General features: G+C 76.2%; 21 protein-coding genes. 13 read left to right on the plus strand and 8 right to left on the minus strand.

The window, feature by feature from the left end:
- The first annotated feature begins 113 nt into the window (after window positions 1-113).
- On the plus strand, window positions 114-1,526 hold the full coding sequence (locus tag ACI781_RS04550) for a bifunctional 3-(3-hydroxy-phenyl)propionate/3-hydroxycinnamic acid hydroxylase (RefSeq protein WP_456564881.1): 1,413 nt from the start codon (window positions 114-116) through the stop codon (window positions 1,524-1,526).
- 54 nt (window positions 1,527-1,580) lie between these two features.
- Here ACI781_RS04550 and ACI781_RS04555 read toward each other — a convergent pair whose 3' ends face one another.
- Together ACI781_RS04555 and mftR are read right to left on the minus strand one after the other, a co-directional pair.
- A complete protein-coding gene (locus ACI781_RS04555; RefSeq protein WP_456564882.1) occupies window positions 1,581-2,060 on the minus strand; it encodes an SRPBCC family protein in 480 nt (159 codons plus the stop codon).
- 98 nt (window positions 2,061-2,158) lie between these two features.
- Window positions 2,159-2,761, minus strand: a complete 603-nt coding sequence (gene mftR / locus ACI781_RS04560; RefSeq protein ID WP_456564883.1) for a mycofactocin system transcriptional regulator — start codon at window positions 2,759-2,761, stop codon at window positions 2,159-2,161.
- Between the two features lie 141 nt (window positions 2,762-2,902).
- Here mftR and mftA point away from each other — a divergent pair, with 141 nt between their 5' ends.
- From mftA to mftC, 3 genes are read left to right on the plus strand one after another with little or no spacing between them, the layout of a single operon-like run.
- A complete protein-coding gene (gene mftA, locus ACI781_RS04565) occupies window positions 2,903-3,022 on the plus strand; it encodes a mycofactocin precursor MftA (protein ID WP_456564884.1) in 120 nt (39 codons plus the stop codon).
- Between the two features lie 32 nt (window positions 3,023-3,054).
- Complete coding sequence (gene mftB / locus ACI781_RS04570; RefSeq protein WP_456564885.1) at window positions 3,055-3,342, plus strand: mycofactocin biosynthesis chaperone MftB; 288 nt, start codon at window positions 3,055-3,057, stop codon at window positions 3,340-3,342.
- Window positions 3,339-4,586, plus strand: a complete 1,248-nt coding sequence (gene mftC / locus ACI781_RS04575; protein WP_456564886.1) for a mycofactocin radical SAM maturase — start codon at window positions 3,339-3,341, stop codon at window positions 4,584-4,586. Before mftB ends, mftC begins: the two co-directional genes overlap by 4 nt.
- A gap of 31 nt (window positions 4,587-4,617) precedes the next feature.
- Here mftC and ACI781_RS04580 read toward each other — a convergent pair whose 3' ends face one another.
- Together ACI781_RS04580 and ACI781_RS04585 are read right to left on the minus strand one after the other, a co-directional pair.
- Window positions 4,618-4,743, minus strand: coding sequence for a hypothetical protein (locus ACI781_RS04580; protein WP_456564887.1), 126 nt, complete (start codon window positions 4,741-4,743; stop codon window positions 4,618-4,620).
- 143 nt (window positions 4,744-4,886) lie between these two features.
- Entirely contained in the window at window positions 4,887-5,363 is a 477-nt protein-coding gene (locus ACI781_RS04585) for a pyridoxamine 5'-phosphate oxidase family protein (protein ID WP_456564888.1), read from the minus strand.
- 149 nt (window positions 5,364-5,512) lie between these two features.
- On the opposite strand from ACI781_RS04585, the gene mftE reads away from it, so the two are divergent.
- Window positions 5,513-6,211 (plus strand): mycofactocin biosynthesis peptidyl-dipeptidase MftE, encoded by a 699-nt coding sequence (gene mftE, locus ACI781_RS04590; protein WP_456564889.1) that lies wholly within the window; start codon window positions 5,513-5,515, stop codon window positions 6,209-6,211.
- 105 nt (window positions 6,212-6,316) lie between these two features.
- On the opposite strand, the gene ACI781_RS04595 is transcribed toward mftE, so the two are convergent.
- On the minus strand, window positions 6,317-7,321 hold the full coding sequence (locus tag ACI781_RS04595; protein ID WP_456564890.1) for an iron-siderophore ABC transporter substrate-binding protein: 1,005 nt from the start codon (window positions 7,319-7,321) through the stop codon (window positions 6,317-6,319).
- A gap of 85 nt (window positions 7,322-7,406) precedes the next feature.
- Between ACI781_RS04595 and ACI781_RS04600 the strand changes: the two genes are divergently transcribed.
- The 8 genes from ACI781_RS04600 to ACI781_RS04635 all read left to right on the plus strand — a co-directional run bounded on the left by ACI781_RS04600 (window position 7,407) and on the right by ACI781_RS04635 (window position 17,197).
- Window positions 7,407-7,949 carry a cysteine hydrolase family protein gene (locus ACI781_RS04600; protein WP_456564891.1) on the plus strand — a complete coding sequence of 181 codons (543 nt, stop codon included), beginning with the start codon at window positions 7,407-7,409 and terminating at the stop codon, window positions 7,947-7,949.
- Window positions 7,950-8,011: 62 nt separating this feature from the next.
- Window positions 8,012-9,403 carry a mycofactocin biosynthesis glycosyltransferase MftF gene (gene mftF, locus ACI781_RS04605; RefSeq protein ID WP_456564892.1) on the plus strand — a complete coding sequence of 464 codons (1,392 nt, stop codon included), beginning with the start codon at window positions 8,012-8,014 and terminating at the stop codon, window positions 9,401-9,403.
- Window positions 9,404-9,484: 81 nt separating this feature from the next.
- On the plus strand, window positions 9,485-10,801 hold the full coding sequence (locus ACI781_RS04610; RefSeq protein ID WP_456564893.1) for a GAF domain-containing protein: 1,317 nt from the start codon (window positions 9,485-9,487) through the stop codon (window positions 10,799-10,801).
- Between the two features lie 112 nt (window positions 10,802-10,913).
- Complete coding sequence (locus ACI781_RS04615) at window positions 10,914-12,164, plus strand: MFS transporter (protein ID WP_456564894.1); 1,251 nt, start codon at window positions 10,914-10,916, stop codon at window positions 12,162-12,164.
- A gap of 199 nt (window positions 12,165-12,363) precedes the next feature.
- A complete protein-coding gene (locus ACI781_RS04620) occupies window positions 12,364-12,849 on the plus strand; it encodes a (2Fe-2S)-binding protein (RefSeq protein ID WP_456564895.1) in 486 nt (161 codons plus the stop codon).
- Window positions 12,846-15,338, plus strand: a complete 2,493-nt coding sequence (locus ACI781_RS04625) for a xanthine dehydrogenase family protein molybdopterin-binding subunit (RefSeq protein WP_456564896.1) — start codon at window positions 12,846-12,848, stop codon at window positions 15,336-15,338. The genes ACI781_RS04620 and ACI781_RS04625 overlap by 4 nt, the downstream gene beginning before the upstream one ends.
- Window positions 15,335-16,192 (plus strand): FAD binding domain-containing protein, encoded by an 858-nt coding sequence (locus tag ACI781_RS04630; RefSeq protein ID WP_456564897.1) that lies wholly within the window; start codon window positions 15,335-15,337, stop codon window positions 16,190-16,192. Before ACI781_RS04625 ends, ACI781_RS04630 begins: the two co-directional genes overlap by 4 nt.
- Before the next feature lie 93 nt (window positions 16,193-16,285).
- Window positions 16,286-17,197, plus strand: a complete 912-nt coding sequence (locus tag ACI781_RS04635; protein WP_456564898.1) for an SRPBCC family protein — start codon at window positions 16,286-16,288, stop codon at window positions 17,195-17,197.
- 61 nt (window positions 17,198-17,258) lie between these two features.
- On the opposite strand, the gene ACI781_RS04640 is transcribed toward ACI781_RS04635, so the two are convergent.
- Genes ACI781_RS04640 through ACI781_RS04650 form a run of 3 tightly spaced genes read right to left on the minus strand, consistent with a single transcriptional unit; the run spans window position 17,259 to window position 19,224 of the window.
- Window positions 17,259-17,885 carry an alpha/beta hydrolase family protein gene (locus tag ACI781_RS04640; RefSeq protein ID WP_456564899.1) on the minus strand — a complete coding sequence of 209 codons (627 nt, stop codon included), beginning with the start codon at window positions 17,883-17,885 and terminating at the stop codon, window positions 17,259-17,261.
- The gene (locus ACI781_RS04645) at window positions 17,882-18,553 is read right to left on the minus strand and encodes an HAD-IA family hydrolase (protein WP_456564900.1); all 672 of its coding nucleotides are present in this window, start codon (window positions 18,551-18,553) and stop codon (window positions 17,882-17,884) included. Before ACI781_RS04645 ends, ACI781_RS04640 begins: the two co-directional genes overlap by 4 nt.
- A complete protein-coding gene (locus ACI781_RS04650; protein WP_456564901.1) occupies window positions 18,550-19,224 on the minus strand; it encodes a DedA family protein in 675 nt (224 codons plus the stop codon). The genes ACI781_RS04645 and ACI781_RS04650 overlap by 4 nt, the downstream gene beginning before the upstream one ends.
- Window positions 19,225-19,274: the final 50 nt, after the last annotated feature.

Here is a 19,274-nt window from a genome sequence, read left to right on the forward strand (position 1 = left end):
CCGCGTGCGGCGGGCGGTGCGTCGCGCGACACGCTGTCCTGGGAGAACGTGCTGCGCAAGGCCTGGTCGTGCCGAATGCAACGTCCTGCAGCGTAGGTGGGCAGACTGGCGGGGTGTCCGACGCCCCGGTGGTCGTGGTCGGTGCCGGGCCGGTCGGGCTGACCGCGGCGCTGCTGCTGGCCGGCCGCGGGGTGCCCGTCCTGGTGCTGGAGCGGCACCCGCGGCCCTACGCCCGGCCGCGGGCGGTCCACCTGGACGACGAGGCGCTGCGTGCCCTGGCCGACGCCGGCGTGGCCGACGCGTTCCTCGCCGTGAGCCGCCCGGCGGCGGGACTGCGGCTGCTCGACGCCCGGCACCGGGTGCTGGCCGGGTTCACCCGCGACCCGGGGGCCGGGCTGCACGGCTGGCCGCAGGCGTCGATGTTCCACCAGCCGGACCTGGAGGAGCTGCTGCGGGCCGCGGTGGCCGACCGGCAGCTGGTCCGGCTGGAGACCGGGGCCGAGGTCACCGGCCTGGTGCCGTGCGCGGACGGCGTGGTGGTCCGGGTGGGGGACCGGTCCGTGCGCGCGTCGGCCGTGCTCGGCTGCGACGGCGCCCGGAGCACGGTGCGGCGGCTGATCGGCGCCCGGATGCGCGACCTCGGCCGCCCGGACCGCTGGCTGGTCGTCGACCTCCGCAGCGCGGACCCGCTGCCGGTCTGGCCGGGCGTGCACCAGGTGTGCGACCCGCGCCGGGCGGCGACGTTCATGCCGGTCGCCGGCGACCGGTACCGCTTCGAGGCCCGGCTGCTGCCCGGGGAGACCCCGGCGGACCTGCGCCTGCCGGCGCTGCTCGCCCCCTTCGGCGCCGACCGGGCCGAGGTGGTGCGCACCGCCGAGTACGGCTACCGGGCCCAGGTCGCCGACCGGTGGCGCTCCGGCCGGGTGCTGCTGGCCGGCGACGCGGCGCACCTCACCCCGCCGTTCATCGGCCAGGGCCTCGGCCTGGGGCTGCGCGACGCGCACCAGGCCGCCTGGAAGCTCGCCGCCGTCCTCGACGGGGAGGACGACGCCCTGCTCGACACCCACCAGTCCGAGCGGGCGCCGCACGCCCGCGCGCTCGTCCGCCTCGCGCTGCTGGTCGGGACGCTGATGACCGGCGGCGGCCGCGGCGCGGACGTGCTCCGCCACGCGGTGCTGGCCGGCGTGGACCGGGTGCCCGCCGTGGCCGCGCTGGCCACTGCCAGCCGGACGCCGCCGCTGCGCCGGGGCCCGCTGGTGGAGAAGTCGGGCCGGGCCGGGCGCCGGCTGGCCGGGACGCTGCTGCCGCGCGCGCGAGTCGCGGCCGCGGGGCGCTCCTGCCCGGTCGACGACGTCCTGGGCCCCGGCACGGCGGTGCTGTCCCGCGCAGGAGCGTCCCTCGTCGTGCACGCCGGCGGGCGCCGGGTGCCGGTCAGCGACGTCGACGGCGTGCTGACGGCGTGGCTCGGGAGCGCGCGGTCGGTCGTCGTGCGGCCCGACCGGATCGTCCGCGCCGCCACGGGGTGAGGTGCCGGCCGCGACCCGAGGGGCGCGGGGCGCTCGCGGCGGGTGCTCCCCGGGTCAGCGGCCCTCGGCGATGCGGGCGATGGCCGCGAGCGTCGCGGGGATGCCCTCCTGCGCGGCGCGGGTGCGGTCCGCGACCTGCGCCGCGGCCCCGTCGCCGTACCTCTCCACGAAGAACTGCTGGCCGGCCGGCAGGAAGTCCCACGACTCGGTCAGCCGGGTCCCGCCCTCGACCGGTTCCAGGGTGAACGCCCAGCGGACCAGCGAGCCGCCGACCACCCAGGCGAACTCCCGGCCGCGCTCGGCGACCGCCACCTGGCTGCGGGTCTCCCACGTGCGCCCCGGCACCTCGTTGCGCCCGGTGAACCAGGCGCCGGCCCGCGGGCGACCGTCCTCGCCCTGCCACCCCTCGTCCCACCAGCAGGCCCGGCAGACCGGGCTCCACTCGCCGGTCCGGGTCACGTCCGACACGAGGTCGTACAGCTCCTCCGGGGACGTGCGGACGACGACGGAGTCGGTGTGGGCGAGCGGCGGCACCGGCGGATCCTCGCACCCCGTTCCCCGGTGGCGGGACCGGCCACGTCGCCGCCGCGGTGGTCTCCGCGACACCCGGGGGCGCGGCGTCCCCCGGCCGCTCAGCGCGGGGCGCGGTCCCCGAGCAGGGCGGGGAAGCCGGCGGCGAGCTCGTCGAACGCCCGGCGCAGCCCGTCGGCCAGGGGCGGCCCCCCGGCCAGCCAGACCTCGAACGCGGTGGTCGCGGCCGCCCGGGTGCTCGTCGCCACGAGCCGCGGGACCAGCGCCGTCGCGGACACCCCCGTCCGCCGGGCCACGTGCTCGGCGACGACCCGGTCGACCTCGGCGTAGCGCAGCTGCGAGTGGGCGAGCAGGGCCGGCTCGCCCAGGATCAGGCGCATGCGCTGGCGCAGCACCGGCAGCTGCTCCGGCGGGTAGTCGTTGGCATCGAGGTAGGCCGCGCAGATCGAGGCGAGCACCGGCTGCTCGGGCGAGGTGGCCGCCAGCCGCGACTCCAGCCGCGCGACGTGCCCGGCGAAGTCGCCCCACACGACGTCGGCCTTCGTGGGGAACCACCGGAAGAAGGTGCGCCGGCTGATTCCCGCCGCCTCGGCGATCTCGTCGGCGGTCACCCGCTCGAAGCCCTCCGCGGCGAACAGCTCCAGCGCGACCTGCTCCAGGCGTGCGCGGACGTCGGCGCGCAGGTCGACGGGGGCGGCGGTCACCCGTCCATCCTGTACCGGTCGATCGCGGAGCGGGAGCGCCGTGGGCGCGGACACACCCCACCAGGGTGGCGCTGTTGCCTGTGGCACCCGGTGTCACCTAGCGTTCTCCTCGACCCTGGTCCCCATCCCCGAGGAGGCGTCATGCCCGAGCAGGTCACCGTCACCACCGAGAACGAGTCCGTCGCCGTCGCCGAGGAGGCGCTGGTCGAGGAGACCCTCGTCGAAGAGGTCTCCATCGACGGGATGTGCGGCGTCTACTGAGCCGGCCTGTGACCACCACCGAGCCCGCTGCCGTGGCAGATGACGTGTTCGACCCGGAACTGCCCTGGCAGCGGGCCCGGTCGGTGGCGATGCGCCCAGAGCCCTTCGGGGCGCTCGTGTACCACTTCGGGAACCGCAAGCTGTCGTTCCTGAAGTCGAAGCTGCTGGTCAGCGTCGTCGAGGCGCTGGAGCACCACCCGAGCGTGTCCGCCACGCTCGCCGCCTGCGCGGTGCCCGAGGCCCAGCGCCCGGCCTACGTCGCGGCCCTGGCCGACCTCGCCCGCTCGCAGATGATCGAACGCAGGGAGCTGCCCGCATGACCGCCGTCCTCCCCTCCCGTCCGGCCGCGCCCGCCGCGCCGGCCACCCGCCCCGACCGTCCCGTCGGCGGCCGGCTCGTCGACCAGTTCGAGTACGGGCTGGACGCGCCGATCTGCCTGACCTGGGAGCTCACCTACGCCTGCAACCTGGCGTGCGTGCACTGCCTGTCGTCCTCGGGCCGGCGCGACCCCCGCGAGCTGTCGACCGCCGAGGCCGAGCGCGTCATCGACGAGCTGCAGCGGATGCAGGTCTTCTACGTCAACGTCGGCGGTGGCGAGCCCACGGTCCGCCCGGACTTCTGGCACCTGCTCGACTACGCCATCGACCACCAGGTCGGCGTCAAGTTCTCGACCAACGGCGTGAAGCTGGACAAGACCCGCGCCGCGCAGCTGGCCGCGACCGACTACGTCGACGTCCAGATCTCCCTGGACGGCGCGACCGCCGAGGTCAACGACCGGGTCCGCGGCACCGGCTCCTTCGCCACCGCCACCCGCGCGCTGGAGAACCTGGCCGAGGCCGGGATGAAGGACTTCAAGGTCTCGGTCGTCGTCACCCGGGAGAACGCCGGGCAGCTCGACCAGTTCAAGGCCCTGACCGACTCCTTCGGCGCCCAGCTGCGGATCACCCGCCTGCGCCCGTCCGGCCGCGGGGCCGACGTCTGGGACGAGCTGCACCCCACCCAGGCCCAGCAGCGCGAGCTCTACCACTGGCTGCTCGCCAACGGCGACAAGGTGCTGACCGGTGACTCGTTCTTCCACCTGTCGGCCTACGGGGAGGCCCTGCCGGGGCTGAACCTGTGCGGCGCCGGGCGCGTGGTGTGCCTGATCGACCCGGTCGGCGACGTGTACGCCTGCCCGTTCGCCATCCACGAGAACTTCCTCGCGGGCAACGTCCGCGACGAGGGCGGCTTCCAGCGCGTCTGGCAGACCTCGGACCTGTTCCAGGAGCTGCGCTCCCCGCAGACCGGCGGCGCCTGCACCAAGTGCGCCCACTTCGACGCCTGCCGCGGTGGCTGCATGGCGGCGAAGTTCTTTACCGGCCTGCCGCTGGACGGGCCGGACCCCGAGTGCGTGCAGGGCTACGGCGAGGCCGCCCTGGCCGCCCGCGACGAGCTGACGGTCAAGCCCAAGAGCCACCTCGACCACTCGCACACCGGTCCGGTCCGCGGGCAGCCCACCCTGCTGGGCATCCCCTCGATCCCGGCGAAGCTCTGCGACGAGTCCCCGCTGGCGGGCATGCAGTGACCAGCGCGCCCGGCCCCCGCGGGGGCCGGGCTCAGGGCAGTCGGACGACGCGGCCGGCCTCCCCCTCGGGCAGCAGCCCGGGGGCGAGGTCGGCCAGCGTCATGCTGAGCAGCAGGACGGCCAGTGCGGCCACGAGCAGCACGGTCCCGAGCGCCATGGGACACCTCCTGGGTGGGTGCCCCGAGCGTCGTCCGCCCGGCTGACGGGTGGGTCGACGGGCGCTGGGAACCGCCTGGGAACCGCCCCGCGCGGCCCCCGGCCCGGTGGGCGGGGGCCGCGGGAGCCCGCGTCAGCCGCGGATCAGAGGTCGACGACCTCGTTCTCGCCGTGGACGCGCTCGCCGGTGGCCTTGGCCTTGACGAAGCTGAAGGCGGTGGCCAGCCGGCCCCCCGGGCTGTCCCAGTACTCGGCCGAGTCGCCGTCCACCTTCACCAGGACGACGGAGGGGTCCTCCGGCCCCTGCGGCAGCCACGACTCCACGCCGCTGTTCCACAGCTCCTTCTTCTTGGCCACGTCGTCGACGACGGCGGCCGTGCCGGTCAGCGAGACCCAGGTACCGCCGGAGCCGACGCCCACGTTGACCTGCGGCGAGACGCGGACGTGGTCGAGCCAGTCGGCGCCGCGCTCGGCGAAGAACCAGAGGTCGCCGTCGAACTCGACCTCCTGGAGCGTCATCGGGCGGCTGGTCAGCGTCCCCGTCGGCGTCGTGGTGGTGAGGAAGCCGAAGCGCTCCCCCTTGATCAGCTCGGCGACCTTGCGGGTGTCCTCGGTGCTCATGACGGTCCTCTCTCGTCGGTGGCGTGGACCCTGCCGTGCCCGCCCGGACGGCGGCTGACACCCGGCGTGCCGATCTTGTCGGCCACGCGGCGGCTCCCCGCCCGGGAGGGCCCGTCCTCGGTGGCGGCCGCCCTCACTAGCCTTGGCCGGTGCGTTCCCTCGCCGCCGCGACCTGGCCGGACCTGCCCGACTCGGCCCTGCTGCTGGTGCCGCTGGGAGCCGTGGAGCAGCACGGGCCGCACCTGCCGCTGATCACCGACACCGCCGTCGCGAACGCGGTGGCCGACGCGGCCGTGGACCGGATCGAGGCGGCGCTGCTGGCCCCGGCGCTCGCCTACGGCGCCAGCGGCGAGCACGAGGGGTTCCCCGGCACGGTGTCGCTGGGCACCGAGGCGCTGACCGGCCTGCTCGTCGAGTACGGCCGGTCGGCCTGCCGCTGGGCGGGGCGCGTGCTGCTGGTCAACGGCAACGGCGGCAACCTCGACGCGCTGCGGACGGCGGGGGCGCTGCTGCGCTCGGAGGGACGCGACGTCGCCTGGTGGCCGTGCGGCGTGCCCGGCGGGGACGCGCACGCCGGCCGGACCGAGACGTCGCTGCTGTTGCACGTGGAACCGGAGTGGGTGCGCGGGGAGCGCGCCGAGGCCGGGGACACCACGCCCCTGGCGCAGCTGATGCCCCGGCTGCGGGCCGAGGGGGTGCGGCCGGTGAGCCCGAACGGCGTCCTGGGCGACCCGGCGGGGTCGAGCGCCGCGGAGGGCGCGGAGCTGCTGGCGGGGCTGGCCGACCGGCTGGTGGCCGCCGTCGAGACCTGGCAGGTCGACCCGGCGAGCGGGCGGCTGCTCGACTGAGCCGCCCGAGGCGGACCGACTGCGCGAGGCATGGGAGGCGATCCCCCCGTCCGGGCGGGCCGGACGCAGGGATGGCCTCCCATGCCTCGAGGGGGAGGGGCGGGGTCAGCCCGCGAGGGCCTCGGCGAAGAGCGGCACGGCGTTGTCCAGGGCGTACCCGATCCCGCTGACCGAGGCGGCGGAGAAGGCGTTCACGAGCGTCGTGTCCTCGAGCACGACCGCGCGGCCGTCCTGCACCGACGACAGCGTGCCCCAGAGCGGGTTCGCGGTGATCTCGCTCGCCTCGACGAAGATCGGGAAGACGACGGTGAGCTCGGAGTCCAGCAGCGACACCTGCTCGTCGCCCACCGGGACGAAGAAGTTCTCCCCGGCGAGATCCTGGACCGCCGGCGCGTTGACGAAGCCCAGGGCCTCCATGAAGTCGACCCGGCCGTCACCGCGCACGTAGGCGCCGAACCCCTCGGAGGTGTAGGCCCCGACGGCCACCTCCGTGCCGGCGAACTCCGGGTGCTGGGCGGCCGCGTCGGCCAGCCGCTGCTCGAGGTCGTCGGTCAGCTGCTGCGCCCGGTCGCCGCGGCCCAGGGCCTCGCCCACGAGCTCCAGCTGCTGCTGCCAGGTCGTCTGGTACGGGCCCGCGCCCTCGGGCTGGCCGATCGTCGGCGCGATCCGGCTGAGGGAGTCGTAGCGCTCCTGCGTCGCCGCCGACCGGGTGTCGAGGATGACGTCGGGCTGCAGGGCGGCGATCGCCTCCAGGTCGGGCTCGAGCGTCTCGATGACCTGCGGCTCCTCGTCGTAGGACTCCTCGACCCAGTCGCCCAGCCCGTCGCCGCCGACGGCCAGCCAGTCGCTGACCGCCACGGGCTGCACGCCCAGGGCGAGCGCCGTCTCCGCGTCCGACCAGCCCAGCGCCACGACGACCTGCGGCTCCTCGTCGAGGGTCACGTCGCCGAAGGCCGTCTCGACGGTGACCGGGAAGGCGCCCGAGGACGAGCCGCCCCCGCCGCCGTTCCCGCTGGACGAGTCGTCCCCGCCGTCGTCGTCCCCGCAGGCGGTGAGGGTCAGGGCCGCGGCGGCCAGCAGGGCGGTCGCGCGGAGGGGGAGTCGGGACATGTGCTGCTCCTCGGTTCGGTCAGGGAAGGCTGACCTAACCATCGCCGAGTCACGTCCGGGTCACGGGCGTCGTTAGGCTCGGCGGGTGCGTCCCGAGGGGTGGCTGGTCGTCGTCGACCTCCAGCAGGTGTTCCGCGACGAGGACTCGCCGTGGACGGCGCCGCGCTTCGACGAGATCCGGCCCAACGTGCGCCGGCTGGTGCGGGCCTTCGGCGACCGCGTCGTCTTCACCCGGTTCGTGGCCCCCGAGCGGCCCGAGGGCGCGTGGGTCGACTACTACCGCAAGTACGACTTCGCGCTGCAGCCGCCCGACGCCCCGCTGTACCGGCTGGTGGAGGACCCGGGCACCGCACGCGTGCTGGACGCCACCACCTTCGGCAAGTGGGGCCCGGAGCTCGCCGCGGTCGTCGGCGAGGGCCCGCTGACCGTGGCCGGTGTGGCCACCGACTGCTGCGTGCTGTCCACCGTCGTCCCGGCCGCCGACGCGGGCGTGCCGCTCACCGTCGTCGCCGACGCCTGCGCCGGGGCCGACGACGAGGCGCACGAGGACACGCTGCGGATCCTGGGGTGCTACGCCCCCCTGGTGCGGGTGGCCACCACCGCCGAGGTGCTGGGCGGCGGGGTCTGAGCCTCCCCGCGCCCCCGCCCGGCCGGCTCCCCGACGGCTGGGCCCTGCGCCTGGACCCCGGGGTGCGCCGGCGCGATGGCGGCGCCGTGCTGCTCGGCGGCTCGCCGCTGCGCCTGCTGCGGCTGCGGCCCCGCGCCGCGCAGCTGCTGGCCGGCGACCGCCTGACCGTCGAGGGGGCCGCGACGGCGGCGCTGGCCGACCGGCTGCTCGACGGCGGCCTCGCCGCGCCGGACCTGGCGGCCCTGCCCGATCCCGGGACACCGGTGACCGTCGTCGTCCCGGTGCGCGACCGCACCGCCGGCGTCGCCCGCCTGCTCGCGGCGCTGCGCGCCGACCCGGACACCGCCGACCTGCCGGTGCTCGTGGTGGACGACGGGTCCGCCGACGCCGGGGCGCTCGCCGCCGTCGCGTCGGCCGCGGGCGCGCGGGTGCTGCGGTCCCCGGTCTCGCGCGGGCCGGCCGCGGCCCGCAACACCGGGCTGCGGGCGGCCCGGACGCCGCTGGTGGCCTTCCTCGACTCCGACTGCGTGCCGCGACCCGGCTGGCTGCCGCCGCTGCGCCGCCACCTCGGCGACCCGCGGCTGGCCGTGGTCGCGCCGCGGATCGTCGCGCTGCAGCCGCCGCCCGCGGACGGTGCGCCGCGGGGCCCGCGCCGGGGGCTGGCCGCGTACGAGACGGCCGTCAGCGCGCTCGACATGGGGCCGGCGCCGGCCGCCGTCCGCCCGCTGGCCGGGGTGTCCTACGTGCCCAGCGCGGCGCTGCTGGTCCGCCGGGAGGCCCTCGGCGACGGCTTCGACGAGTCGATGCGGGTCGCCGAGGACGTCGACCTGGTGTGGCGGCTGGCCGCGGCCGGCTGGCGGGTCCGCTACGAGCCGGCCGCGGAGATCCGCCACGAGCACCCCGCGGCGGTCGGTCCGTGGCTGCGCCGCCGGGCCTTCTACGGCACCGGCGCGGCGCTGCTGGCGCAGCGGCACGGTGCGGCGGTCGCCCCCGTGGTGGTCACCACCTGGGCGGCGGCCGCGATCGGGCTGGGCGTGCTCGGCCGCGGTCCCGGCCGGCTGGCGGCCGGCGCCGTCCTGGCCGGCGCCGCGGTGCGGCTGGCCCGCCGCCTCACGCCGCCCGGCGGCCGGCCGCCGGCGGCGCTGGCCGCCGTCCTCGTGCTCCGCGGGACGGCGACGGCCGGGCGCACCCTGGCGCGCGCGGCCACCCGCCACCACTGGCCGCTGGCCGTGGCCGGCGCGCTGGTGTCCCGCCGGGTGCGGGCCCTGGTGGCGGGCGTCGCCGTCGTCGACGGGCTCGCCGGCTGGTGGCCGCACCGCGCCCGGGTCGGCCCGCTGACCTTCCTGGCCGCCCGCCGCGCCGAGGACCTCGCCTACGGCGTCGGGCTCTGGACGGGAGCGGCGCGGGCCCGCAGCCCGCGGGCGCTGCTGCCCGCACGTCCACCGCGGGTGTGACCCGGCGCACCCCGGTCTGGTGTCCGGCCTGCCCACGGGTCACGATGGGCGTGACATGAGCCACTGCCCTGGTCCCAGACCGTGACTGCCGCCTCCCCGTGGCTGGCCCTGCCCGAGGGGCGGCCCGACGTCGCGCTCACCCGCCGGCTGCGCGCCGCGCACGAGGCGCTGGTCACCGTGCGCTCCCCGCGGCCGCCGCAGCAGGTGCGCAGCGTCGTCTGGGAGTCGTGGCACCGCAGCCTGGGCAGCGGCGTCGACCCCGACGGTGCCGCGCCGCCCGTCGACCTGGTCGACGAGGAGCTGGAGGCCCACCGCGCGGCGCACCCGCTCGCCCCCGTGCTGCCGGTGATCCGCAAGCTGCTGGTGGAGGACGCCGAGGCCGACCGGATGATCGTCGCCGTCACCGACGCGAGCGGGCGCATGCTCTGGGTGGAGGGCGACGCCCGGCTGCGCGCCCGCGCCGCGGGGATGCACTTCGTCGAGGGCGCGCGGTGGGCCGAGGACGTGGCCGGCACGAACGCCCCGGGAACGGCGCTGGCCCTCGACCACGCCGTGCAGATCTACGGCAGCGAGCACTACCGCCGGTCGGTGCAGCCGTGGAGCTGCTCGGCGGCCCCGGTGCACGACCCGCTCACCGGCGAGCTGCTCGGCGCGATCGACGTGACCGGCGGCGACCACGTGGCCAGCCCGCACGTGCTCACCCTCGTCCGCGCGACCGTCGCCGCGGTCGAGGCGGAGCTGCGGTGGCTGCACCGGGCCTCGCTGGAGGCCGCCGGCGACACCCCGGCCCCCGCTGCCCGCCCGGCGCCGCGGCTCCAGGTCCTCGGCCGCGACCGGGCCCGCCTGGTGCTCCCGGCCGGACCGGTCCAGCTGTCCCTGCGGCACTCCGAGCTGCTCCTGCTGCTCGCCGAGGCCGCCGCCGCGGGGGAGGGGCGCACCGCCGAGCAGCTGGCCGCCGAGTGCCACGGCGGGGACGCCGCCGTCGTCACCGTGCGGGCGGAGCTGTCCCGGCTGCGCCGCCTGGTCGGTGCCCACCTCATCGGCTCGCGGCCCTACCGCCTGCTCGGCCGCTTGGAGACCGACCTGGACCGGGTCCGGCGCCTGCTCGACCTGGGGGCGGTCGGTGACGCCCTGGAGCGCTACCCGGGCGCGGTCCTGCCCCGGTCGGCGTCGCCCGGCGTCGCGGCCGCCCGCGACCGGCTGGCCGGCCGGTTGCGGCAGGCGGTCCTCGCCTCCCGCCGCCCGGAGGTCCTGCTGCGCTACAGCCGGCTGCCGGAGGCCCAGGCCGACGCCGCGCTGTGGCAGGCCTGCCTGGAGGTGCTGCCCGCCGGCTCCCCGCGCCGCGCCACCGTCGCCGCCCACCTGGGCCGCCTGCGGCGCTCGGCGCGCGCCACCTGAGCCCGCCGGGCACCGCCTCCGGGGGACCGCCCCGGGGACCGCCCCCAGGACACGCCCCGGGGACGCGCCGCGCGGGGAATGCGCCGCCGTCCCGGGGCATTGGCCTGTGCACGTGAGTGCGACGCCCCCCGTGCACGTGCGTGCAGCGACCGAGGTCACCCGCCCCGCCCCGCTCGAGCCGGCCCCGCTGCCCGGACCGCGCCGGGTGGTCGCCGCGATCGTGGCCCTGGCCGTCGGCGGCTTCGCGATCGGCACCACCGAGTTCGTCACGATGGGCCTGCTGCCCGACATCGCCGACGGCGTCGACGTGGACATCCCCGGCGCCGGCCACCTGATCTCCGCGTACGCGCTCGGCGTCGTCGTCGGCGCACCGGTCATCGCCGCGCTCGGGGCCCGGCTGCCCCGCCGCGGGCTGCTGGTGGCGCTGATGGTCGCGTTCCTCGCCGGCAACGCGCTGAGCGCGCTGGCCGCCGGCAACGGCACGCTGCTGCTCGCCCGCTTCGTCAGCGGCCTGCCGCACGGCGCCTACTTCGGGGTCGCGTCGATCGTCGCGGCGTCGATGGTCGCGCCCCGGCAGCGGGGCCGCGCGGTGAGCTCGGTGATGCTCGGCCTGTCGGTGGCCAACGTCGCCGGCGTCCCGGCCGCCACCTGGCTGGGCCAGCACCTGGGCTGGCGGTCGGCGTACTGGGCCGTCGTCGTCCTGGCCGCGCTGACCGTCGCCGCGGTCCTCGCCGTCGTCCCGCGCACGCACGCCGAGCCGGGCGCCTCGATCGGCACCGAGCTGGGGGCGCTGCGCCGCCCGCAGGTGCTGCTCACGCTGGTCATCGGCGTCGTCGGGTTCGGCGGCATGTTCGCCCTCTACAGCTACGTCGCGCCGCTGACCACCGACGTCGCCGGGCTGTCGCGCGGCGCCGTCCCGTGGGTGCTGCTCGCCTTCGGCGTCGGCATGGTGGCCGGCACGGTGCTCGGCGGCCGGCTGGCCGACCGCGCGCTGTTCCCGTCCCTGGTCGGCGCCCTGGTCGCGATGGCCGCGCTGCTCGCGCTGGTGGGGGTCGCCGCGCGCGGCGGGGTGGCGCTCGTCCCCACCGTGTTCCTCGTGGCGGTCGCCGCCTCGGTGCTCGTGGTCTGCCTGCAGCTGCGCCTCATGGAGGTCGCCGCGGACGCCCGGATGCTGGGGGCGGCGCTCAACCACTCGGCGCTCAACGCCGCCAACGCCCTCGGCGCCTGGCTGGGCGGGCTGGTCATCGCCGCGGGGGCCGGCTACGTCGCCCCGTCGCTGGTCGGCGCCGGGCTGGCCGTCGTCGGTCTGGCCGCCGCGGCCTGCTCCGGGCTCGTCGCGCGGCGGCTGCCCGCGACCGCCTGAGGGCCTCCCGGCGACGGACGTCACAGTCGTGCAACCCCGCTGCAACGTTGCGACGGGCCGCTGACCTGCACGGATGCCCCGGCGGACCCCTCCGGGCGAGGTTAGCGTGGCCTGAGTCACTGCCCCGTTGGCAGACTCCCCGCCAGCGACCGGCCACGCCGGCGCGACGTCGAGTCCTGCAACGAAGCGGAGGAACTTGGTGACGTCCATCAACGTGCGGGTCGACGGGGTGTCGTACAACGACGACGTCGAGCCGCGGACCCTGCTGGTGCACTACCTGCGCGAGCAGCTGGGCAAGGTCGGCACCGTCGTCGGCTGCGACACCAGCAACTGTGGTGCGTGCACCGTCCACCTGGACGGCGAGTCCGTGAAGTCGTGCACCGTCTTCGCCGTCCAGGCCGACGGCTGCGAGGTCACGACCATCGAGGGCGTGGGCCGCGAGGACGCGCTCCACCCCGTGCAGAAGGCATTCCACGAGATGCACGGCCTGCAGTGCGGGTTCTGCACCCCGGGGATGATCATGGCCTCGATCGACCTGCTCAAGGAGAACCCGAGCCCGAGCGAGACCGAGATCCGCGAGGGCATCGAGGGCAACCTGTGCCGGTGCACCGGCTATCAGAACATCATCCGCGCGGTGCAGCAGGCCGCCGGTGAGCTGTCCGGTTCGGCGGGTGGTCAGGCATGACCGTCACCGAGGACGCCGCGACGCTCACCCCCGGCAAGGAGGTCGGCCGGCCGCGCCGCCGCAAGGAGGACGCGCGGCTGATCACCGGCCGCACGACCTGGACCGACAACATGGTCCTGCCCGGCATGCTGCACCTGGCGATCGTGCGCAGCCCCGTGGCGCACGCGCGCATCACCGGCATCGACGTCAGCGCCGCCCAGCAGGCGCCGAACGTGGTCGCCGTCCTCACCGGCCGCGACCTCGCCGAGGAGCAGGGCTCCATCCCCTGCGCCTGGCCCGTCACGCCCGACATGGTCAACCCCGGCCACCCGTCGATCGCCGTCGACCAGGTCAACCACGTCGGCGAGGCCGTCGCGATCGTCATCGGCCGGTCCAAGGCCGCGGCCACCGACGCCGTCGAGCTGGTCGACGTCGACTACGAGCTGCTCACCCCGGTCCTGGACCTGGAGGAGGCGGTGGCCGAGGGCGCGTCCCTCGTCCACGACCAGCTGGAGTCCAACACCAGCTACCACTTCGTCTTCGACGCCGGCGAGGCCGGCACGGGCGCCGACACCGACCAGGCCTTCGCCGACGCCGAGGTCGTGGTCAGCCGGCGGCTGGTCCAGCAGCGGCTGATCCCGGCGTTCATGGAGCCGCGGTCGGTCGTCGTCCAGCCGCAGGGCGACAACTTCACCATGTGGTCGGCCACGCAGATCCCGCACGTGCTGCGGGTCATGCTCGCCATGGCGACCGGCGTGCCGGAGCACAAGCTGCGGATCATCGCGCCCGACGTCGGCGGCGGCTTCGGCGGCAAGCTGCAGGTGAACCCGGAGGAGGTCCTCGCCCTCCTGGTCGCCCGCCGCCTCGGCAAGCCGGTCAAGTGGACCGAGACCCGCAGCGAGTCGCTGATGGCGGCCCACCACGGCCGCGGCCAGGTGCAGTACATCGACATCGCCAGCGACCGCGAGGGCAACGTCAAGGGCCTGCGGGTGCGGCTGCTCGCCGACATGGGTGCCTACCTCCGGCTGATCACCCCCGGTGTGCCGGCGCTCGGCGCGTTCATGTTCGTGGGCATCTACAAGTTCCCGGCCTACCGCTTCGAGTGCGACGGCGTCTTCACCAACAAGGTGCCCACCGACGCCTACCGCGGGGCCGGCCGGCCGGAGGCGACGTTCGCCATCGAGCGGATCATGGACGAGCTCGCCGTCGAGCTCGGCATGGACCCGCTGGAGCTGCGCCGCAAGAACTGGATCAAGGCCGAGGAGTTCCCCTTCACCACGGTCGCCGGTCTGGAGTACGACAGCGGCGACTACGAGCAGGCCACGCAGCGGGCGCTCGAGCTGCTCGGCTACGACGAGCTCCGCGAGGAGCAGCGCCGGCGCCGGGAGTCCAACGACCCGGTCCAGCTGGGCATCGGCTTCTCCACCTTCACGGAGATGTGCGGCCTGGCCCCCTCCCGGGTGCTCGGCTCGCTCGCCTACGGCGCCGGTGGCTGGGAGTCGGCGTCCATCCGGATGCTGCCCACCGGCAAGGTCGAGGTCGTCACCGGCTCGACGCCGCACGGCCAGGGCCACGAGACGGCGTGGAGCCAGCTGGTCGCCGACCAGCTGGGCGTGCCGTTCGAGGACGTCGAGGTCCTGCACGGTGACACCGCGGTGTCCCCGCGCGGCATGGACACCTACGGGTCCCGGTCGCTGGTCGTCGGCGGCACCGCGGTCGTGAAGGCCGCGGAGAAGGTCGTCGCCAAGGCCCGCAAGGTCGCCGCGCACATGCTGGAGGCCAGCGAGGACGACCTCGACTTCGCCGACGGCAAGTTCTCCGTCCGGGGCACCCCGGGCGCGGGCGTGGGCATCCAGGAGATCGCGCTCACGGTCTTCGCCGCCCACGACTACCCGGAGGACATCGAGCCGTCGATCGACGCCGAGGCCACCTTCGACCCGGTGAACTTCTCCTTCCCGCACGGCACCCACCTGTGCGCGATGGAGGTCGACACCGACACCGGCATGGTGAAGATCCGCAAGTACGCCTGCGTGGACGACGTCGGCACGGTGGTCAACCCGCTGATCGTCGAGGGCCAGATCCACGGCGGCCTCGCCCAGGGCATCGCGCAGGCCCTGTACGAGGAGGCGGTGTACGACGCCGACGGCAACCTGACGACGGGGTCCTTCGTCGACTACCTGGTGCCCTCGGCCGCGGACCTGCCGCACTTCGACACCGACAACACGGTGCACGCGGCGCCGGGCAACCCGATCGGCGCGAAGGGCGTCGGGGAGGCCGGCTGCATCGCCAGCACCCCCGCCGTCGTGAACGCCGCGCTGGACGCCGTCCGGCACCTGGGGGTCTCCGACATCCTCATGCCGCTGACCCCGGAGCGGGTGTGGCGGGCCGTCCACCAGGGCGGCGACGGCGGGGCCCGGGCCACCGCCGGCACCAACGCCTACGGCGGGGCGCAGACGGAGTCCACCGCCGGTGTCTCCACGCCCCAGTCCGAGCTCGGAGGTGACCGGTGATCCCCGCTCCGTTCCAGTACGCCCGTCCGACCACGGTCGACGAGGCGCTGCAGGCGATCGCCGACGGCGGCGAGGACGTCAAGATCCTCGCCGGCGGGCAGTCGCTGATCCCGGTCATGCGGCTGCGGCTGGCCGCGCCGGAGACCGTCGTCGACCTCAACCGGATCGACGAGATGCGCGGCGTCCGGGAGGACGGCGACGCGCTGGTCATCGGGGCGATGACGACGCACGCCGACGTCGTCCGGGACCCGCTGATCCTGCAGTACGCGCCGCTCATCGCCGAGGCGACCGAGACGGTCGCCGACCGGCAGGTGCGCCACCGCGGGACCTTCGGCGGGGCCCTGGCCCACGCCGATCCGGCCGGTGACCTGCCGGCGGTGGCGCTCGCGCTGGACGCGGAGTTCGTCATCGCCGGACCGAACGGTCGGCGGACCGTGCCGGCGGCGGACTTCTTCGTCGACTACCTCACCACCGCGCTGGAGGAGGGGGAGCTGCTCGTCGAGATCCGCGTCCCCAAGCTCACGGGGCAGTGGGGCATGCGCTACGAGAAGTTCAACCGCGTGGCGCAGGCCTGGTCGATCGTCGCGGTCGCCGCGGCGGTGCGGCGGGAGAACGGGCACATCGCCGAGGCGCGCATCGGGCTGACCAACATGGGCCCGACACCGCTGCGGGCGCGGGCCACCGAAGCCGCTCTGGCCGGTGCCGCCGCCAGCTCCGAGGCGATCGCCGAGGCCGCGCGGTCGGCGGCGGAGGGGACCAGCCCGAGCAGCGACCTGAACGCGCAGGCGGACTACCGCCAGCACCTGGCCCAGGTGCTGACCCGGCGGGCGGTCGAGGCCGCCGCCGGGCTGTAGCGTTCGACACAACCCGGAAATCGCGTTCCACCCGGCTCGGCCGGCGCCCTCCGGGGGGCCGGCCGAGCCGTCCAACGTCAGGAGGTCGCACCCGTGCAGCTGGAGAACTCGTTCACCGTCCCCGTCCCGATCGACGAGGCCTGGCGGGTGCTGCTGGACATCGAGCGGATCGCCCCCTGCATGCCGGGCGCTGCGCTGGACTCGGTCACCGGTGACGACTTCACCGGCCGCGTGAAGGTCAAGCTGGGCCCGATCAACCTCACCTACCAGGGCAAGGCGTCCTTCGTGGAGAAGGACGAGGCCGCGCACCGCGCCGTCATCGACGCCCGCGGCAAGGACCAGCGGGGCAACGGCACCGCGGCGGCCGTGATCACCGCGACCCTGGCCGCCGAGGGCGCGGCCACCCGGGTCGACGTGCTGACCGACCTGAACATCACCGGGCGCCCGGCCCAGTTCGGTCGCGGCGTGATGACCGACGTCGGCAACAAGCTGCTGGGGCAGTTCGCGGACAAGCTCGCCGCCCAGCTCGGCGAGGGCGACGCCCAGGGTGACGCCGGTCGCGCCGCCGGCGCCGCGGCCGCCGTCAGCGGGGCGGCCGAGGAGGTCGCCGCCTCCGTCGAGCAGACCCCCGGCGAGGGCGCGGCGGCCCGGACGGCCCGCAAGGCCGGGGCCGCGGCGCGCAAGACCGCGGCAGCGGCCACCGACGCCGCCACGGGCTCCTCCGCCCCGGCGGACGCGGCCCCCGCCGCCACGGACACCGCGGCCGCGGCGCGGCCCAGCACGCCGCCGTCCGGACCGACCGCGCCGCCGAGCCGCCCGGCGACGGGTGGCCCGGCGAAGAGCTCGCCGTCCACCCTGCGCCAGCCGGTCGCCGAGCCCGAGCCGATCGACCTGCTGGAGGTCGCCGGCGGCGCGGCGCTGACCCGGTTCGCCAAGCCGCTGGCCGGTGCCGCCGTGGTGCTGCTCCTGGTCGGCCTGCTGGTCCGCCGGCGCCGCCGCCGCTAGTCACGAGCGGTTTCCCCCGCCCCCGTGCAGGACCGCCTTCCTGCACGGGGGCGGGGGCCCGTCAGGGGCGGGGGTGGACCTCGTCCAGCCAGGCGAGCGCGGCCGCCGCGACGAGGTCGGGGTTCTGCTTCAGCGAGTGGTCACCGGGCACCGCGTACACCGACGCCGTCGGCCGGCCCTGCAGCACGGCCGCGACCTCGGCCGGCCTCCCAAAGGCGTCGGTCTCGCCCTGGACGACGACGAGCGGGACCTCGACGGCCGTCACCTCGCCCGCGCGGCAGCGCTCCGGGCGTCCCGGCGGGTGCAGCGGGAACGCCAGCGCCAGGACGCCGTCGGCCCCCAGGGCGGCCGCGGTCCGGCAGGCCACCCGGGCGCCGGCGCTGCGGCCGCCGAACACCAGCGGCCCCTCGACCCGGCCGCGCACGGCCTCGAGCGCCGCCGTCCACCCCTCGTCCAGGCGCGCCGGTGCCGGCGCGATCCGCCGGCCGGCCACCCGCCACGGCTGCTCCACCCGCAGGACCCGCCAGCCGGCGTCCGCGGCGTCGCGGGCGAGCGCGGCGAGGTCGGGCGACCCCACCCCGCCCCCGGCGCCGTGGCCGAGGACGAGGGTGCCGTGCACCGCGCCCGGGGGGTCGTCGGCGTGCACCCGCGCCGGGCCGTGCGGGGTGCCGACCTCGACGGGGCTCACCGCGCGGGCAGGGCCAGCAGCGCGTCCACGGCGCCGCCCAGGTCGGGGGCGACCAGCGCGGCCGGGTCGTACACCGCCGGGTAGGTCCGCTCCGACCGCGGGAACCACGCGCCGGTGAGCCCGGCCCGGACGGCGCCGTGCACGTCCCAGCCGTGGGAGGCGACCAGCGCCATCCGTGACGGCGGGACGTCGCAGACGCCGGCGGCCCACAGGTACACCTCGCGGGCGGGCTTCCAGGCGCGGATGGCCTCGCTGCTCAGGCAGCGCTCCACCAGCGGCGAGATCCCGCCGCGTTCCAGCCCGGCCTCGGCCACCCCGGGGGAGCCGTGCGTCAGGGTCACCACCCGCACGCCGGCCTCCACCAGCCGGCGCAGGGCGGGCTCCACGTCCGGGTGCGGGCCCAGCTCCAGGAAGGTGTCGGCCAGGGCGCCGCGCGCGGCCGGGGGCAGCTCGGTGAGCTGGGCGAGGGCGGCGTCGAAGGCGTCACGGAAGCGGCACCAGGTGCCGGCGGTGGCGGCGGCGACGCCGGTCAGGAGCGTGCGGGCGAAGACCGTGGCCAGCAGCTCGGGCGGGTGCCCGTGCTCGACCAGGCCGGCGCGCAGCGGCGCCAGGTCCAGCAGCGTCTCGTTGACGTCGAGGGCGACGACGTCGGGCCGGGTGGCCGTCACGCCTGGTCGCGCCGGTCGGCGGGCAGGTCCGCGCCGGCGTTCGGCGGGCGGCGGAGCCGGCCGGTGGCCTTCTTCCACACGAACCACGCCACCGCCAGGACGACCACGGCGACGACCACGTAGTCCAGGTAGTGCAGGTTCGCCTCGATGAAGTCGCGGGCCAGCCAGCCGAGGGTGACCAGCAGGGTGTTCCAGATCAGGCTGCCGCCGGCGGTGTACAGCAGGAACTGTCCGAGGGGCATCCGCACGACGCCGGCCGGCACGGAGATGAAGCTGCGGACGATCGGCACCATCCGGCCGAAGAACACCGCGGCCCGCCCGTGCCGCTCGAACCAGGCGAAGGTCTTGTCGACGTCCTCGGTCTCGACCAGCGGCAGCCGGTCGAGGAAGGCGTGCGACCGGCGGGGGCCGAGCGCCCGGCCGACGTAGTAGAAGAAGATCGCGCCGAGGACGGACCCGAGCGTGGCGAACAGGACGACGAGCAGGAAGTCCAGCGGGGTGTCGATGAGGACCCCGGCCGCGCCCAGCACGGCCTCGCTCGGGATCGGCGGGATGACGGTCTCCAGCAGGATGCTGAAGCCCACCCCGACCGGGCCGAGCGTGTCGACCAGGTCCAGGAGCCAGGCGGTGATCCCACCCTCGTCGGAGGCGGCGGCGGCGAGGAAGGACATGGGCCCACGGTAGAGGCGGCCCCTGGGGGCGGCCGGACGTCCCCGGGGCG

Source organism: Blastococcus sp. SYSU D00695, assembly GCF_054050555.1.

Bases quoted from the DNA above. Each gene is read 5' to 3' on its own strand.
- mftA (WP_456564884.1), top strand. From the start codon at position 2,903: ATGCCCGAGCAGGTCACCGTCACCACCGAGAACGAGTCCGTCGCCGTC.
- mftC (WP_456564886.1), top strand. From the start codon at position 3,339: ATGACCGCCGTCCTCCCCTCCCGTCCGGCCGCGCCCGCCGCGCCGGCC.
- ACI781_RS04580 (WP_456564887.1), bottom strand. From the start codon at position 4,743: ATGGCGCTCGGGACCGTGCTGCTCGTGGCCGCACTGGCCGTCCTGCTG.
- ACI781_RS04585 (WP_456564888.1), bottom strand. From the start codon at position 5,363: ATGAGCACCGAGGACACCCGCAAGGTCGCCGAGCTGATCAAGGGGGAG.
- ACI781_RS04595 (WP_456564890.1), bottom strand. From the start codon at position 7,321: ATGTCCCGACTCCCCCTCCGCGCGACCGCCCTGCTGGCCGCCGCGGCC.
- ACI781_RS04625 (WP_456564896.1), top strand. From the start codon at position 12,846: ATGACCGTCACCGAGGACGCCGCGACGCTCACCCCCGGCAAGGAGGTC.
- ACI781_RS04650 (WP_456564901.1), bottom strand. From the start codon at position 19,224: ATGTCCTTCCTCGCCGCCGCCGCCTCCGACGAGGGTGGGATCACCGCC.